This is a genomic window from Streptomyces sp. NPDC059534 (assembly GCF_042743475.1).
Taxonomy (GTDB): domain Bacteria; phylum Actinomycetota; class Actinomycetes; order Streptomycetales; family Streptomycetaceae; genus Streptomyces.
The window spans coordinates 151,036-166,833 of record NZ_JBHWAQ010000019.1; the positions used below are offsets into that span (position 1 = coordinate 151,036).

Sequence of the window (15,798 nt, forward strand, 5' to 3'; positions counted from 1 at the left end):
CCTCCAGCTGCTGCTGGGTGAACCGGGGAGTCCGGGTCAGAGGATCGCGCCGGGGGCGTAGGCGGCGGCCTCCGGGTGCTGCTTGAGGATCTCCTCGATCCGTGCGACCACGACCGCGACCTGGTCGGCGGCGGCGCCCGTGAAGGACAGCTTGTCGGCCATCAGCTCGTCGAGCTGCGCGCGGTCGAGCGGGATGCGCTCGTCGGCGGCCAGCTTGTCGAGGAGCTCGTTGCGCTCGGCGCCCTGCTCGCGCATGGCGAGGGCGGAGGCGACGGCGTTCTCCTTGATGGCCTCGTGGGCCACCTCGCGGCCGACACCGGCGCGCACGGCGCCCATGAGGACCTTGGTGGTCGCCAGGAACGGCAGGTAGCGGTCGAGCTCGCGGGCGACGACGGCCGGGAAGGCGCCGAACTCGTCGAGCACGGTCAGGAAGGTCTCCAGGAGACCGTCCAGCGCGAAGAAGGCGTCCGGCAGCGCGACGCGGCGGACCACGGAGCAGGACACGTCGCCCTCGTTCCACTGGTCGCCGGCCAGCTCGCCGGTCATCGACGCGTAGCCGCGCAGGATGACCATGAGGCCGTTGACGCGCTCGCAGGAGCGGGTGTTCATCTTGTGCGGCATCGCCGAGGAGCCGACCTGGCCGGGCTTGAAGCCCTCGGTGACCAGCTCGTGGCCCGCCATCAGGCGGATCGTCTTGGCGATCGACGACGGGGCGGCGGCCAGCTGCACCAGCGAGGTGACCACGTCGTAGTCGAGCGAGCGCGGGTAGACCTGGCCGACCGAGGTGAAGGCGTGGGCGAAGCCGAGGTGACCGGCGATCCGCTGCTCCAGGTCGGCCAGCTTGCCGGCGTCGCCGCCGAGCAGGTCCAGCATGTCCTGCGCGGTGCCGACCGGGCCCTTGATGCCGCGCAGCGGGTAGCGGCCGAGCAGCTCCTCCAGGCGCGCGTAGGCCACGAGCAGCTCGTCCGCCGCCGTCGCGAAGCGCTTGCCGAGGGTGGTCGCCTGGGCGGCGACGTTGTGCGAGCGGCCGGCCATGACCAGCTCCGCGTACTCGGCGGACAGCTTGCCGAGGCGGGCCAGGACGGCGACCGTACGGTCCCGCATCAGCTCCAGGGAGAGCCGGATCTGCAGCTGCTCGACGTTCTCGGTGAGGTCGCGCGAGGTCATGCCCTTGTGGACGTGCTCGTGGCCGGCGAGGGCGTTGAACTCCTCGATCCGGGCCTTCACGTCGTGGCGGGTGACCTTCTCGCGCTCGGCGATGGAACCGAGGTCGACCTGGTCGAGCACGCGCTCGTAGTCGGCGAGGGCGGCGTCCGGAACCTCGATCCCGAGGTCCTTCTGCGCGCGGAGCACGGCGAGCCACAGCTGACGCTCCAGCTTCACCTTCTGCTCGGGGGACCAGAGGACGGCGAGCTCCGCGGAGGCGTAGCGGCCGGCCAGAACGTTGGGGATGCGGGGCTTCGCAGTCACAGCAGTCACGTGGAGAGAGTCTACTGGCGGTTTCTGCAGGCCAGCGCCACGGTCCGATGTGGAGCTTGCTACGAGACGCAGGTCACGCGCGCCCGTGAGCCGCGGCCGGTCAGCCGCGTCTCGTGAGCCGCAGCAGGTCAGCCGCGTCTCGTGACCGCGTCCGTCACGGAGCGGCCGGAAACTCGTACGGCAGCAGCTCGGGGCGCTTGGGCGCCCGGCCGTCGCCGGAGGATCGGCCGGTCAGCCGGCGGCCGATCCACGGACCCAGGTGCTCCTTGGCGAACCGGGCGTCCGCGAGCCGGCGGCTCGCCCACCCGGGCGGCGCGGACGGCGCCAGGGGGGTCCGCCAGTCCTCCTCCGGCGCCAGGCCGAGGGTCTGCCAGACGGCCTCGGCCACCCGCCGGTGCCCCTCCGCGGTGAGGTGGAGCCGGTCCACGTCCCACAGCCGGGGATCGCCGAGCGGCGGAGCGCCGTAGAGGTCGACGACCAGTGCGCCGTGCCGGGCGGCGAGCCCGTCGATGTGGGCGAACAGCTCCTCCATCCGGGGGCGGAAGCGCTCCATGACGGGGCCGTTGCGGCCGGGGCTGCGCATGAGGACCAGCTGCCCGCAGGACGGTGTGAGGCGTTCCACTGCCTCGGTCAGCAGGTCCCGTACGCGGACCATGTCGACCTTGGGCCGCAGGGTGTCGTTGAGCCCGCCGACGAGGGTCACCACATCGGCCTTCATCGTTGCGGCCAGGCCGACTTGCTCCTCGACGATCTGTCCGATGAGCTTCCCGCGCACGGCGAGATTGGCGTAGCGGAAGTCGGGCGTACGGGCGGCGAGCCGGCCCGCGAGGACGTCGGCCCACCCCCGGTAGGAGCCGTCGGGCTTCTGGTCCGACATACCCTCGGTGAAGCTGTCGCCGAGGGCGACGAGACTGTTGTACGTGGCATTGATCTCCATGGCGGAGTGATCATACCGCGCGGTATGCGCGGGATGCCGTGGAGCACCCGGGAGGGGAAACCCGATGAGCGACGCGCTGCTGGGCACGCTGGCCGAAGCGCTGGCCGAGCTGGTGGCGGCGGTCGAGACCTCCGGCGACGAGGTTCTCGACCCCGACACGGCGACGACGTGGCTGGAGTCCACGGCCCACACCCTTTCCGTCCTTCCACCGGCCGACCGCCGCACCCTCGACGGCCTCGTCCGCCAGGCCGCCCTGCGCCGCCCGGAAGGCCCCCGTCGCGACGCGCTGCTCCGGGTCCCGGACCAGTTCGACGCCACCACGGTCGTCGTCCGGCAGGCCCCGGCCGCAGTCGTCGTCCCCGCCGTGTCCCTCGCGGGACCCGCTGCCGCACGAGCCGCCACGTCCGACGCGGCCCCCGCGGCCACGGCCACCGCTCATCCCGGCACGCCCGGCGCCCACGCAGCCGCGGCCACCGCTCACCCCGCCACGGCCATCGCCCACGCCGCCGCGTGCGACGCCGTCGCCGCTCATGTGCGGCGCTTCGCCGCGCTCGTCAGGGACGCCGACCCGGCGACCCCGGTGCCCACCTGCCCCGGCTGGACCCTGGCGGACCTGACCCGGCACGTCGGCGCCCTGCACCGCTGGACCGAGCGGCTTGTACGCACCCGGGCCACCGTCCGCGTCCACGTGAAGGACGTTCCGCTCGACCTGCCGGCGGACCCCGCCGGGTACGCCGGATGGCTGACCGAGGGCGCCGAACAGGTCCTCGCGACCCTGCGCGCGACCGACCCGGACCTCCCGGTCTGGTCGCCGGGAGCGGACCCGCACGCCCGGTCCTACCCGCGGCGCCTGCTCAACGAGGCGGTCGTGCACCTCGCCGACGCCGAGATCGCCCTCGGCGGAGCGCCCACCCCGGTGGACCCCGCCACGGCAGCGGACGCGATCGACCAGTTCCTCGCCGACGCTCCCTACCTCCCGTGGGTCGCCGAACCCGTCGCCCACCTCGACCGCGAGGGCGCCGTCCTGCGCCTCGCGGCCCGCGACACCGGCGCCGTACGGACCCTGACCCTCGGCGGGGGCGGCTTCACCTGGACCCGGGGCAGCGGCCCGAGCACGCCGACCGCCGTCGTCGAGGCGGACGCAGGGGAGCTGCTGCTGCTCCTGCACCGTCGGTACGCGGCCGACGACCCGCGCTTCACGCTCACCGGCGACCGCGACCTGCTCGACGACTGGCTGGCCGCCACCGCGCTCTGACACGCCCGAGGGGCCCCGGGATCGCTCCCGGGGCCCCTCGGGCCTGTCGTCACCTTCCCGTCTGCCCCGCGACGACGACAGACCCTCGGTCCGTCGTGTGGCGTCACGGCGCCGCCGGGCGCCCCACCAGTTCGCGAAGGACGTCCTCCATCGTCACGAGGCCGGCCGGCTTCTCGTCCTCGTCGAGGACGGCCGCCAGGTGGGTCCGGCTGCGACGCATCGCCGTCAGGACGTCGTCCAGCAGCGTGGCCGCCCGGACGCGGGCGATCGGACGCAGCGCCGACACGGGGAACGGCTCGTCGCGCGGGGAGACGTCCAGGGCGTCCTTGACGTGCAGATAGCCGAGGATCCGGCGCTCGGAGTCCACCACCGGGAAGCGGGAGAAGCCCGTCCGCGCGGAGAGCGCCTCCAGCTCCTCAGGGGTGGTGCCCACCTGCGCGTACACCACCTTCCCGGCCGGCATCACGACGTCCCGCACGGGACGGCGGCCCAGCTCCAGCGCGTCGTGGAGCCGCTCGGCGGCCCGGTCGTCGAGGAGTCCGGCGTCACCCGCGTCGGTGACCATCCGGGCCAGCTCGTCGTCGGAGAAGGTCGCCGAGACCTCGTCCTTGACCTCCACGCGCAACAGCCTGAGCAGGGCGTTGGCGAACGAGTTGATCGTGAAGATCACCGGCCGCAGCGCCCGCGCGAGGGTCACCAGCGGCGGGCCGAGCAGCAGGGCCGAGCGCGCCGGCTCGGCGAGCGCGATGTTCTTCGGCACCATCTCGCCGAGCAGCATGTGCAGGTACGTCGCGACCGACAGGGCGATCACGAACGAGATCGGGTGCACCAGGCCGTCCGGGACGCCGAGCGTGTCGAAGACCGGTTCGAGCAGGTGCGCGATGGCCGGCTCGGCGACGATGCCGAGCACCAGGGTGCACAGCGTGATGCCGAGCTGCGCGGCGGCGAGCATCGCGGAGACGTGCTCCAGGCCCCAGATGACGCTGCGCGCGCGCCGGTTCCCGGCCTCGGCGAGCGGCTCGATCTGACTGCGGCGGACCGAGATCAGGGCGAACTCGGCGCCGACGAAGAAGGCGTTGACGACCAGCGTGAGCAGACCGATCAACAGCTGGACGGCGATCATCGGCGGGCCTCCCCGGTCTCGTCGCCGGCCTCGCCGGCGGTGTGCTGCGCGGGGGCGTGCATCAGCACGCGCGCGGCGCGCCGGCCCGAGGCGTCCACGACGTCGAGCCGCCAGCCGGCCAGCTCCACGGTGTCGCCGACGGCCGGGATGCGGCCCAGCTCGGTCGCGAGGACACCCGCGAGGGTCTCGTACGGCCCGTCCGGCACGCGCAGGCCGATCGTCTCGACCTGGTCCGTACGGGCCGCGCCGTCCGCGGACCAGAGCTCGCGCCCGTCCGCGTCCTCGCCCGCCCGTGCCAGGTCCGGCGTCTCGTGCGGGTCGTGCTCGTCGCGGACCTCGCCGACGACCTCCTCGACGATGTCCTCCAGGGTGACGACACCGGCCGTACCGCCGTACTCGTCGATGACGACGGCCATCGTCTGCTTGCCCGACAGCCGGTCGAGGAGACGGTCCACGGTCAGGGTCTCGGGGACGAGCAGCGGCTCGCGCAGCAGCTCGGCGATGCGGTGGCGCGGCCGTTCGGCGGCCGGTATCGCGAGTACGTCCTTGATGTGCGCGATGCCGACGACCGAGTCGAGGCTGCCGCGGTAGACCGGGAAGCGGGAGAGACCCGTGGCGCGGGTCGCGTTCGCCACGTCCTCGGCGGTGGCCTGCACATCGAGGGCGGTGACCTGCACGCGGGGCGTCATCACGTTCTCGGCGGTCAGCTCGGCCAGGTTGAGCGTACGGACGAACAGCTCGGCCGTGTCCGCCTCCAGCGCGCCCTTCTTGGCGGAGTGCCGGGCGAGCGCCACCAGCTCCTGGGGGGAGCGCGCGGAGGCGAGCTCCTCGGTCGGTTCCATGCCGAGGCGGTGCAGGATGCGGTTCGCGGTGTTGTTGAGGTGGCTGATCAGCGGCTTGAACGAGGCGGTGAACACCCGCTGCGGGGTGGCGACCGCCTTCGCGACCGCGAGGGGCGAGGAGATCGCCCAGTTCTTCGGGACCAGCTCGCCGACCACCATCAGGACGACGGTCGACAGCGCCGTGCCCAGGACGAGCGCCACCGAGGAGGCGACCGTCGGGGAGAGGCCGATGGCCTCCATCGGGCCGCGGAGCAGCTTGGCGATCGACGGCTCGGCGAGCATGCCGATCACGAGGTTGGTGACGGTGATGCCCAGCTGGGCGCCCGAGAGCTGGAAGGTCAGCGACCGCACGGCCTTCAGGGCGCTGCCCGCTCCGCGTTCGCCGCGCCGCGCGGCGGCTTCGAGCTCGCCGCGCTCGACGGTGGTGAGCGAGAACTCGGCCGCGACGAAGGCGCCGCACGCGAGGGAGAGGAGGAGCGCTAGGAGGAGCAGGAGCACTTCGGTCATCGGTTCACCTCCGTCCCATGATCAGCCAGGGGGAGAAGGATCGCTCGGTGTCGGCCGTCGAAGCCGGAACTGTCGGAACCAGTGCTACTGGGAGGCTCGCCCATGGGCGGACGCTCACACCTTTCGGTCGTCGGGATGAGACACCATGGTAAAGGACGGGCAAAGCACGGGGTGATCACCCCGGTGGGCTGAACCCGAGTGTGGTGGCGATCACCCCCGCGCTCCCGGAGCAGGGACCGCGGCCGGACCGCAGCCCGGGCCGCAGCAGGGACCGCAGTGGTCGCCCCCCGCGCTCCCGGCCGGGGCTCACCCCGTGAGCGGCTTGACCCAGCGGCGCCAGCGGTCTTCCCGCTGGTATCCGGCGGCCGTCCACAGCCGCTGTCCCGTCTCGTTCGCCTCCAGGACCATGGCGTCCGCGCGGCGGCCGCCGAGCGCGACGAACCGTTCGTCGGCGGCTCGCAGGAGCGCGGTGGAGATGCCCCGCCTGCGGTGGGAGGGCAGGACGGCGAGCCGGTAGAGGGAGGCGCGCCAGCCGTCCCAGCCGGCGATCACCGACCCGACGATCCGGCCGTCGGCCACGGCGAGGATGAGGGCCTCCGGGTCGCGCTCGACGAGCCGGGTCACTCCGTTCACGTCGTCCGAGATCGAGGTGCCCTCGGCCGACTCCTTCCAGAAGGTCAGGACGTCCTCGGCGTCGGCGGAGGTGGCGGCACGTATCTGCAGATCGATCATGGCGAGATCCCACCATGGCGAAGCGAGGTCGTGCCAGGGAGTTCCGTGTGGCGGGACAGCCGCACGGTGGCCTGCCGGGCGTCGCAGGCCGGGCGGGACTTTCCGGACACGACCTCAGACCCGTGCCACGCCCAGGAAGCAGGGTGAGGACGGCAGTCGCGGGCCGGTCTCCGGCAGGTCGAAGGAGCGGGACGACACGAGGGTGAGGCCGGCCGCCGCGAGCTCGGCGAGCGGGGCGCGCGAGGTGTGGCAGCCACCGAAGAGGAGGGGCCACACCGTGCGGTCGAGACCCCGCTGCACCCGTGCGAGCCCGGGGGAGTCGGCCGCTCCGTGTTCGAGGAAACGGAGCTCGCCGCCCGGCCGCAGCACCCGGCGCACCTCCCCGAGGGCCTGCGGCACGCTCCGTACCGTGCACAGGACGAGCGAGGCGACGGCCGCGTCGAAGGAACCGTCCTCCGCCGGGAGCGCCTCCGCGGTGCCGGGCAGCACGGTCACCGGGACGGGGGCCCGCCGCGCGGCCTCCTCGGCGAGGCGCCGCAGACGGGGCTCGGGCTCGACGGCCACGACCTCGGTGACCCCGGCAGGGTAGTGCGCGAAGTTCAGTCCGTTCCCGGCCCCGATCTCGACGACCCGGCCGGCGAGGCCGGAGAGCAGCTCCTCGCGCAGGGCGCCGAGTCCGCCGCGTCCTTCGGCCGACACGCTCACGCGCGCGTAGAACCGGGCGAACAGGGGGTGATGGACGCGGGGTGCCCGGGTTCCGGGCCGTGGCGGGGTCACCGTACGCCCCTCACCCGGTCACGAAGCAGAACTCGTTGCCCTCCGGGTCCCGCATGACCTGGAAGGAGCCCTGCTCGTCGGTCACGAGCCCGCCGACCCTGACCGCGCCGGCCGCAAGCGCCTCCTCGGCCGCCCGGTCCGGGTCCGGGACCTCCAGGTCGAGATGGACCCGGTTCTTCACCGCCTTGCCCTCGGGCACGCGCTGGAAGGCGAGCCGGACGAACTCCGGCGGATCGACGTACGACCAGTCGTCACTCCGGTCGACCGGATCGCCCCCGAGGAGCCCGGCCCAGAACCGGACGAGGGCGGCCGGACCGGCACAGTCGAAGACGATCTCCTGAACGTGAGCGCGCATGGCCCCAGCCTACGGAGTCACCGTCGCCGGGGCCGTGCGGATTTCAGACCCCGACCGCGTCGGCGAACGCCGCCGCGTCCCAGGCGCCGCCGAGCGCCGGGGCCAGCCAACCGCCCGCCGCCGCCCGGAACTCCGCCGGAGCGAGCGATCCCGAGCCCTCCGGAACCGCTCCGAGCAGGGGCGCGTCCGCCGACAGCGGCAGGTCGGCGAGGTTGCAGCGCGCCGCGAGGTCGGGCGCGGCCGGCCAGCTGCCGACGACGACGCCGAGCTGGTCGATGCCGCGCGCCCGCAGTGCCTCGCCCGTCAGGGCGGCGGTGTTGAGGGTCCCGAGACCGGCCGGGACCACCACGAGGACCGGGGCGCCGAGGAGCGCGGCCACGTCGGCGAGCGTGCCGCCCTCCTCGTCGAAGCGGACGAGGAGCCCGCCGGCGCCCTCCACGAGCACCAGGTCGTGATCGGCGGCCAGCTTCCGGGCGGCGTCGGCGACCTCGCGGGGCCCGACCGGGGCCATCCCGGCCCGCAGGGCGGCCGTGCCCGGGGCCAGCGGCTCCGGGAAGCGGCCCAGTTCGGCCGAGGTCACGGCGCCGGAAAGCCGGACGACCTCGTCCGCGTCGCCCCGCTCGTCCGGCCCGACTCCCGTCTGCGCGGGTTTCAGGACGGCGACCGACCGCCCCGCGGCGGTGGCCACGGCGGCGACCGCCGCGGTGACGACGGTCTTGCCGATCTCCGTCCCCGTACCGCTGACGACGATGATTCCCACTGCTGCCCCGCTCCTTCCGTTCAACCCGTTCAACCCGTTCAACCCGTTCGGCCCGCGCGGGCGGTTCAACCCGTGCGGGCCGGTCAGCCCGCCGCCGCGGCCGCGAGGACCGCCGCGCAGATCCGGGCCAGGTCGTCGCCGCCGGTCACGTACGGCGGCATCGTGTAGATCAGGTCCCGGAACGGGCGCAGCCACACGCCCTCCCGGACCGCCGCGCGCGTCGCCGCCGCCATGTCGACCTCGTGGTCGAGCTGGACGACGCCGATCGCGCCGAGCACCCGTACCTCGCGCACGCCCGGCAGGTCGGCCGCCGGCGCGAGGCCCTCCCGCAGCCCGGTCTCGATCCGCTTGACCTCGACCTCCCAGTCCTGGGAGAGCAGCAGGTCGAGCGAGGCGAGGGCCACGGCCGAGGCGAGCGGGTTGCCCATGAAGGTCGGCCCGTGGGCCAGGATCGGCACCTCGCCCTGCGAGATCCCGTCGGCGACGCGGCCCGTGCAGAGCGTCGCCGCCATCGACAGGTAACCGCCGGTCAGCGCCTTGCCCACGCACATCACATCGGGGGAGACGCCCGCCTGATCGGCGGCGAACAGGCTGCCCGTGCGCCCGAACCCGGTCGCGATCTCGTCGAAGACGAGCAGCACGTCGTGCGCGTCGCACGCCTCGCGCAGCACCCGCAGGTAGGCCGGGTCGTGGAAACGCATCCCGCCCGCGCCCTGCACCACGGGCTCCACCACCACGGCGGCCAGCTCGTGCGCGTGGCGCCCGATCTCCGTCCGCAGCAGCTCGGCGTACGACTCCTCGTACGCGGTCGGCGGCGCGTCCACGAAGACCTGCCGCTGGAGCACCCCCGCCCACAGCTCGTGCATCCCGCCCTGGGGGTCGCAGACCGACATCGGCTGCCAGGTGTCCCCGTGGTACCCGCCGCGCCAGGTCAGCAGCCGCTGCTTCTCGGGACGGCCGAGGGAGCGCCAGTACTGCAGGCACATCTTGGCCGCCACCTCGACGGAGACGGAGCCCGAGTCGCTGAGGAAGACGTGCCGCAGCGGCTCGGGGGTGATCTCGACGAGCCGGGCGGCGAGCCGGACGGCGGGCTCGTGGGTGAGCCCGCCGAACATGACGTGGCTCATCCGGTCGAGCTGGCCGCGTACCGCCTCGTTGAGCACGGGATGGTTGTAGCCGTGGATCGCCGACCACCACGACGACATGCCGTCGACCAACTCGTCCTGACCCTCGGCGGGTTCGGCGAGCCGCAGACGCACACCGGACGCGGACGCGACGACCAGCGGTTCCGCGCGGCCCGGCATGGGGCCGTACGGGTGCCAGACGTGCGCCCGGTCCAGGGCGAGGAGTTCGTCGTTACGCATTCGGGGCCAGGTCGGTGCCGGCGCCCCGGCGGCGTACCGCCACGAGATCGGGCCGGGCGCCGTTCGGAGCGGTGTCCGCCTCGGCCGCGGGGGCCTCGGCCGGCTCCGCCGCGTGACCGCCGCAGGGGCCGCAGCCGCCACCGGCGTGCGAGCCGCAGCCCGCGCCCTCGGCGGACGTCTGCGTGCCGCAGCCGGTGCCCTCCGCCGAGCCGTGCGAGCCGCAGCCGCCGCCCGCCGCCGCGAGCGCGTCCGCGCGGTGTGCGGGCAGCGTGGTGGTCCCCGCGCCCTCCACCTCGAAGCCGGCATCCGCGATCATGTCCAGGTCGGCCTGGCCGGCCTGGCCCTCGCTGGTCAGGTAGTCGCCCAGGAAGATCGAGTTCGCGATGTTCAGCGCCAGCGGCTGCATCGAGCGCAGGTGCACCTCACGGCCGCCGGCGATCCGCACCTCGACGTCGGGGCAGACGAACCGGACCATCGCCAGGATCCGCAGACAGCGCTGCGGGGTCAGGTTCCACTCCTTGGCGAGCGGGGTCCCCTCGAAGGGGATGAGGAAGTTGACCGGAACCGAGTCCGAGTCCAGGTCGCGCAGCGCGTAGACGACGTCGACCAGGTCCTCGTCGGTCTCGCCCATGCCCGCGATCAGGCCGGAGCACGCCGACAGACCGGCGGCGTGCGCCTTCTGCACGGTGTCCACCCGGTCCGCGTACGTGTGGGTCTTGGTGATGCCCTCGTACGTCGCCTCGGACGTGTTCAGGTTGTGGTTGTACGCGTCGGCGCCGGCCTCCCGCAGCCGCTCCGCCTGGCCGTCCGAGAGCAGACCGAGGCAGGCGCACACCTCGACGCCCTCGTTCTGCTCCTTGATGGCCTCGATGGTCCTGCCGACCCGCTCGACGTCGCGGTCCGTCGGACCGCGGCCGCTCGCCACCAGGCAGACCCGCTTGGCCCCGCCCGCGACGCCCGCCGCGGCGGCCTGGGACGCCTCGTCCGGCTTCAGCCAGGTGTACTTGAGGATCTCGGCCTTCGAGCCGAGGCGCTGCGAGCAGTACGAGCAGTCCTCGGGACACAGCCCGGACTTCAGGTTGACCAGATAGTTGAGCTTCACCCGACGCCCGAACCACTGGCGGCGCACCTTGCCGGCCGCAGCCACCACATCGAGCAGTTCGTCGTCGGACGTCGCCAGCACGGCGAGCGCTTCTTCACGGGTCGGCAGCTCGCGCCGCAGCCCCTTCTCCACCAGCGTGTTCAGCAGGTCCATAACCTGAGATCCTTGCCTACCGCCCGCCCCCGGGCCAAGGAGGAACCGAACAAACGCCCCCGATTGGGGTGTGTGGATGACCACATCCCGACCTCGGCTCCCTCCGGCTAGTGTCTGTGCGCTGCCTACAAAAGGATCGCCGCATGCCACAGGCCGACGACGCACGGGCCGCGGGCCCGCGCCGTACCGCGTTCGACTGGACCGACGCCGAGGCGCGCCGCCGGGCGGAAGCCGGTCTCGTCCGGACGCTGCGGCCCCGGGCGGCCGAGTCGGACCTCCTCGACCTGGCGAGCAACGACTACCTGGGGCTCACCCGCCGCACGGAGGTCACCGAGGCGGCGGCCGAGGCCGCACGGCGCTGGGGCGCCGGTTCCACCGGCTCGCGGCTCGTCACGGGGACCACCCGGCTGCACACCCGCCTGGAGCGCGAGCTCGCCGACTTCTGCGGCTTCGAGGCCGCCCTCGTCTTCTCCTCCGGCTACACCGCCAACCTCGCCGCGCTCACCGCGCTGGGCGGCCGGGACTCCCTGATCGTCTCCGACGCCGCCAACCACGCGTCGATCGTCGACGGCTGCCGGCTGGCCCGCGCCGAGGCGGCCGTCGTCCCGCACGGCGACCCCGAGGCCGTACGCAAGACCCTGGACGCGCACCCCGGGCACCGGGCCCTGGTCGTCAGCGACTCCGTCTTCTCCGTCGACGGGGACAAGGCCCCGCTGTCCGAGCTCGCCACGGCCTGCCGTGCCCACGGTGCCGGCCTGGTGGTGGACGACGCCCACGGCTTCGGCGTGCTCGGCGACGGAGGCAGGGGAGCCGTCCACGAGGCCGGCCTCGCCGGCGACGAGGACGTCGTCGCCACCCTCACCCTCTCCAAGTCCCTGGGCAGCCAGGGCGGCGCCGTGCTCGGCCCCGCCCGAGTGATCGAGCACCTGGTGAACGCCGCCCGCACCTTCATCTTCGACACCGGGCTCGCCCCCGCCGCCGCGGGCGGCGCGCTCGCGAGCCTGCGGCTGATCGCCGCGGAACCGGGCCTCGCCGGACGGGCCCGTACCGTCGCGACCGTCCTGCACCGGCGGCTCACCGAGGCCGGCCTCACCGCGGCCCGGCCCGACGCGGCCGTCGTCTCGGTCCGGGCTCCCTCCCCGGAGGCGGCGCTTGCCTGGGCGGCGGACTGCCGCGAGCAGGGTCTGGTGGTCGGCTGCTTCCGGCCGCCCTCGGTGCCCGACGGCATCTCGCGGCTGCGGCTGACGGCCCGGGCCGACCTGACCGACGCACAGGTCGAGCGTGCGGTGGAGACGATCCTGCGGACGGCGCCCGTCGGCTGACGCGACGGCGGCCCAAGCGCGTGCGCGGGCCGCAGAGTTCACCGCTTCGGGCGACAGATGGGGACATATCTTGGTGGAACCCCGCCCGGGGCGGCACGATCGGTGGCACTCTGACGCGAAGTGCAATCCGGGGCGGTGTTCCCGGCGGGAAAGGGACTGCGTCGCATGGCAGATCACCAGGAAGCATCCGTCACGCTGCCGAGCGATCCCGCCTCGGTGCCCACGGCCCGGCGGTACGTCGCGGACGTCCTCACCGGCTGGGGCCTCGACGGCGCCGCGGACGCCGCCGACGCGATCCGCCTGATCGTCTCGGAGCTGGCCACCAACGCCGTCCTCCACACCTTCGGCCAGTCGCCGACGTTCACCGTCGACGTCCGTCTGGTCCGCGAGGAGGTGCTGCACATCGGCGTGACCGACAGCCATCCCCGCCGACCCCGCCGCCTCCCGGCGGCGGTCCAGCAGGACAACGGCCGCGGCCTGGTCATCATCCGCTCGCTCGCGGCGGAGGCCGGCGGCCGTTTCTCCGTCACCCCGACCGCGGAGGGCGGCAAGACGGTCTGGATCACCCTCCCGTGGACGGCGGCCCCGGTTCCGAGCTGCTAGGAGGTGTCCTGCCGGTCAGGCCGGATCGGGGAGCCCCAGGCTCTGTCCGGCGGAGGAGGGGGCGGCGCCACCCCACACCTCACTCCGGTCCGGGGGCCCGCGTCAGCGGGCGGGGGCCGTCATCGGACGCGGCCGTAGTAGACCTTGGACGACCAGATCCTGTCGAGCTTCACCCAGGAGCCCGTCTTGGGCGAGTGCCAGATCTTGCCGCCGCCGGCGTAGATGCCCACGTGGTAGACCCTCCCGCCGGAGTGGAAGAAGACCAGGTCCCCCTGTTGTCTGCTGGACGCGGAGATGTGCCGGGTCCTGTTGTACTGCTGCTGCGCGGTGCGGGGCAGCGACTTGCCCGCCTTCTTGTACGCGTAGAGCGTCAGACCGGAGCAGTCGAACCGGGTGGGGCCGGTGGCTCCGTACCGGTACGGCGATCCCTTCTTGGACGCGGCGACGCTCAGTGCCTGGTTCGCGTGTGTGGTCGCTGCCTGGGCCTCCGGCGCCGCTCCTGGTGCGAGCAGCGTGCCGCCGACGGCGGCGAGGGTGAGAGCCGAGACGGCTCCGGCCCGGGACAGCAGGGACGGGACGTGCATCTGCGCAGTCATGCGCAACCCTTCGTCAGCCGCCTGCGAAGGATGACCTGTCGGGTTCGGGCTGGCGAAGATGCCCGGCCGCGGCTGCGGCTTCACCCCAAGGAACGGCCTCGCTGCCGGAACAGCGCGTACGCCCCGTAAAAATCGGGTCCTCCACTCCTGCCGATCCAATCCTGTCGACCAGACGTCCGGGACAGCGGCAGGACTCGGCGTCCGCCCGGACCGCCCCGCCGTGGTGGCGGGGGCTTGTCGTCGTCAGGGATCTTGACTCACGACATGGGCGAAAACCGAGTTGAAACGGCGATATGTGAGGCTCCTCACGACTGATCCATTCAGGTGGACAGGCAGCCTTTGTGATCTTTGGAGGTTTGGCCGACGAGCCCCGTACCAGCGGCGGAACGTCCGATTCCGCCAAATGCGTACACCTGTTGTGCAACTCACCCGCTGCAAATATCGACTCGTCGACTACGCCGAACGAGCTATGGATTCTGCGGCGCGCGTCGGCCGTCCGGCCCTCGACACGACACGCCGGAATGTCAACTCGCCCGAGTGTGGGGGACGGTGACCCGGTCCGCCCGGCGCTCGCCGTCCAACACCCGCAGGGCGCGCGCCAATGTGTCCGCGTGCACCTCGCTCTCGCCCCGCATATGCATGAGCGTCAGGGCCGCGCGCAACGCCTCCGCGCGCCCGACCAGGGCTTGCGCCGCCCGCAAGGCCCCATAGGTATGCGATCCCCTGGATGGATTGATCTTCCCCAGGAGGTCCACGACTTCGAGGTAGGCGTCGATGAACTCGCCCTCGGCCCCCGTCAGGGCGGGCAGCGGCGGCAGCTCGGGGACCACGGCCGCCTCACCGTGCCGCGCCGCCGGCGGAGGCCCGCCGGCTGGTGACGACGTGGTCGGCCAGGCCGTACGCGACCGCCGCCGGGGCGTCCAGCACCGTGAGGCGGTCGAGGGCGGCGTCGATCCGCTCCCGGCTCTGTCCGGTGTGCTCGGTGAGCAGCCCGGCCACCATGGCGCGCTGCCGGAGCAGTTCGCGCGCGTGCACCTCCAGGTCGCTCGGCTGTCCCCGCATCGGCTCGTCGAGGGTGGGCTGTTCGAGGGTGACCCGGGCGCCGGGGAGGACCATGCGCTTGCCCGGGGTGCCGGCGGCGAGGAGGACGGCGGCGGTGGACTCGGCCCGGCCCAGGCAGGTGGTCTCCACGTCGCAGTGGAGCGTGGCCATCGTGTCGTGGATCGCGGTCATCGCGGTGACCGGTCCGCCGGGCGAGTTGATGTACAGCGAGATGTCCTGGCCGGGCGCCGCGTAGTCGAGGTGCAGGAGCTGGGCGATGACGTCGTTGGCGGAGGTCTCGTCGATCGGTGTGCCGAGGAAGACGATCCGGGATTCCAGGAGCTTGGAGTACGGGTCGAGGGTGCGGGTTCCGAAGCTGGTCCGCTCCGTGAACGAGGGCAGGACGTAGCGGGCGTCCATGGGGGGGGCACCTCCATCTGTAAAAAATGTACAGGACGTACAGACCGTAAGATGTGGAGCATGACCTACGAGATCCCGGTGACGCAAGCCCGGGCCGAGCTCGCCGACCTCATCAACCGCGTCGTGTACGGCGGTGAGCGCGTCGTCGTCACCCGCCACGGGAAGCCGCTTGTCGCCCTCGTGTCCGCCGCTGACCTGGAGGAACTCGAGGCGGCGGAGAAGCCGGCCGACGAGCAGGTGGTCAGTTCGGTCTCCGGCCTGCACCCCGTCGACTCCGCTCCCGGCGAACAGCGCCGCTTCGGCATCGCCGCCCACCACCGCGAGCCGGGCGGGTCCTGACGGGCGCCACGAAACGGCCGCGTGCCCCCCAGAAGCCCGTGACCGGGGGCTGGGCCGGTGGGTGGGTGAGGATCGGGGGCGGGGGGGGGCC

At 73.2% G+C, this 15,798-nt stretch carries 17 protein-coding genes and 1 riboswitch; of the genes, 4 read left to right on the plus strand and 13 right to left on the minus strand.

Translation table 11 applies throughout. From position 1 onward, the window contains the following. Positions 1–36 precede the first annotated feature (36 nt). Complete coding sequence (gene purB / locus ACFVZH_RS23110; protein WP_384899764.1) at positions 37–1,479, minus strand: adenylosuccinate lyase; 1,443 nt, start codon at positions 1,477–1,479, stop codon at positions 37–39. 154 nt (positions 1,480–1,633) lie between these two features. Beyond that, positions 1,634–2,416, minus strand: coding sequence for an SGNH/GDSL hydrolase family protein (locus tag ACFVZH_RS23115; RefSeq protein ID WP_384899767.1), 783 nt, complete (start codon positions 2,414–2,416; stop codon positions 1,634–1,636). Positions 2,417–2,480: 64 nt separating this feature from the next. On the opposite strand from ACFVZH_RS23115, the gene ACFVZH_RS23120 reads away from it, so the two are divergent. Next, positions 2,481–3,671: a maleylpyruvate isomerase family mycothiol-dependent enzyme gene (locus ACFVZH_RS23120; RefSeq protein ID WP_384899769.1), complete on the plus strand. Its 1,191-nt coding sequence runs from the start codon at positions 2,481–2,483 to the stop codon at positions 3,669–3,671. A gap of 103 nt (positions 3,672–3,774) precedes the next feature. On the opposite strand, the gene ACFVZH_RS23125 is transcribed toward ACFVZH_RS23120, so the two are convergent. The 8 genes from ACFVZH_RS23125 to bioB form a co-directional block, all read right to left on the minus strand. Then, positions 3,775–4,794 (minus strand): hemolysin family protein, encoded by a 1,020-nt coding sequence (locus ACFVZH_RS23125; RefSeq protein ID WP_384899770.1) that lies wholly within the window; start codon positions 4,792–4,794, stop codon positions 3,775–3,777. Beyond that, entirely contained in the window at positions 4,791–6,143 is a 1,353-nt protein-coding gene (locus tag ACFVZH_RS23130) for a hemolysin family protein (RefSeq protein ID WP_384899772.1), read from the minus strand. The genes ACFVZH_RS23125 and ACFVZH_RS23130 overlap by 4 nt, the downstream gene beginning before the upstream one ends. A 306-nt stretch (positions 6,144–6,449) precedes the next feature. Next, positions 6,450–6,875, minus strand: coding sequence for a GNAT family N-acetyltransferase (locus ACFVZH_RS23135; RefSeq protein ID WP_384899774.1), 426 nt, complete (start codon positions 6,873–6,875; stop codon positions 6,450–6,452). Positions 6,876–6,989: 114 nt separating this feature from the next. Continuing rightward, positions 6,990–7,652, minus strand: a complete 663-nt coding sequence (locus ACFVZH_RS23140; RefSeq protein WP_384899776.1) for a class I SAM-dependent methyltransferase — start codon at positions 7,650–7,652, stop codon at positions 6,990–6,992. A 10-nt stretch (positions 7,653–7,662) separates the two neighbouring features. Beyond that, a complete protein-coding gene (locus tag ACFVZH_RS23145; protein ID WP_384899779.1) occupies positions 7,663–8,007 on the minus strand; it encodes a VOC family protein in 345 nt (114 codons plus the stop codon). Positions 8,008–8,050: 43 nt separating this feature from the next. Further along, on the minus strand, positions 8,051–8,767 hold the full coding sequence (gene bioD, locus ACFVZH_RS23150; protein WP_384899781.1) for a dethiobiotin synthase: 717 nt from the start codon (positions 8,765–8,767) through the stop codon (positions 8,051–8,053). 83 nt (positions 8,768–8,850) lie between these two features. Continuing rightward, the gene (locus ACFVZH_RS23155) at positions 8,851–10,131 is read right to left on the minus strand and encodes an adenosylmethionine--8-amino-7-oxononanoate transaminase (RefSeq protein ID WP_384899783.1); all 1,281 of its coding nucleotides are present in this window, start codon (positions 10,129–10,131) and stop codon (positions 8,851–8,853) included. Continuing rightward, positions 10,124–11,386, minus strand: a complete 1,263-nt coding sequence (gene bioB / locus ACFVZH_RS23160) for a biotin synthase BioB (RefSeq protein ID WP_384899784.1) — start codon at positions 11,384–11,386, stop codon at positions 10,124–10,126. Before bioB ends, ACFVZH_RS23155 begins: the two co-directional genes overlap by 8 nt. 143 nt (positions 11,387–11,529) lie before the next feature. Here bioB and ACFVZH_RS23165 point away from each other — a divergent pair, with 143 nt between their 5' ends. Then, positions 11,530–12,708 carry an 8-amino-7-oxononanoate synthase gene (locus ACFVZH_RS23165; RefSeq protein ID WP_384899786.1) on the plus strand — a complete coding sequence of 393 codons (1,179 nt, stop codon included), beginning with the start codon at positions 11,530–11,532 and terminating at the stop codon, positions 12,706–12,708. 165 nt (positions 12,709–12,873) lie between these two features. Further along, on the plus strand, positions 12,874–13,311 hold the full coding sequence (locus tag ACFVZH_RS23170; protein ID WP_384899788.1) for an ATP-binding protein: 438 nt from the start codon (positions 12,874–12,876) through the stop codon (positions 13,309–13,311). Positions 13,312–13,430: 119 nt separating this feature from the next. Here ACFVZH_RS23170 and ACFVZH_RS23175 read toward each other — a convergent pair whose 3' ends face one another. The 3 genes from ACFVZH_RS23175 to ACFVZH_RS23185 all read right to left on the minus strand — a co-directional run bounded on the left by ACFVZH_RS23175 (position 13,431) and on the right by ACFVZH_RS23185 (position 15,368). Continuing rightward, on the minus strand, positions 13,431–13,907 hold the full coding sequence (locus ACFVZH_RS23175; RefSeq protein WP_384899789.1) for a C40 family peptidase: 477 nt from the start codon (positions 13,905–13,907) through the stop codon (positions 13,431–13,433). 3 nt (positions 13,908–13,910) lie between these two features. Next, positions 13,911–14,117: riboswitch (cyclic di-AMP (ydaO/yuaA leader) on the minus strand. A 314-nt stretch (positions 14,118–14,431) separates the two neighbouring features. Beyond that, a complete protein-coding gene (locus tag ACFVZH_RS23180) occupies positions 14,432–14,737 on the minus strand; it encodes a hypothetical protein (RefSeq protein WP_384899791.1) in 306 nt (101 codons plus the stop codon). Between the two features lie 7 nt (positions 14,738–14,744). After that, complete coding sequence (locus ACFVZH_RS23185) at positions 14,745–15,368, minus strand: ATP-dependent Clp protease proteolytic subunit (RefSeq protein ID WP_384899793.1); 624 nt, start codon at positions 15,366–15,368, stop codon at positions 14,745–14,747. A gap of 60 nt (positions 15,369–15,428) precedes the next feature. On the opposite strand from ACFVZH_RS23185, the gene ACFVZH_RS23190 reads away from it, so the two are divergent. Further along, positions 15,429–15,707, plus strand: a complete 279-nt coding sequence (locus ACFVZH_RS23190) for a type II toxin-antitoxin system Phd/YefM family antitoxin (RefSeq protein ID WP_384899795.1) — start codon at positions 15,429–15,431, stop codon at positions 15,705–15,707. The last annotated feature ends 91 nt before the right edge of the window (positions 15,708–15,798 follow it).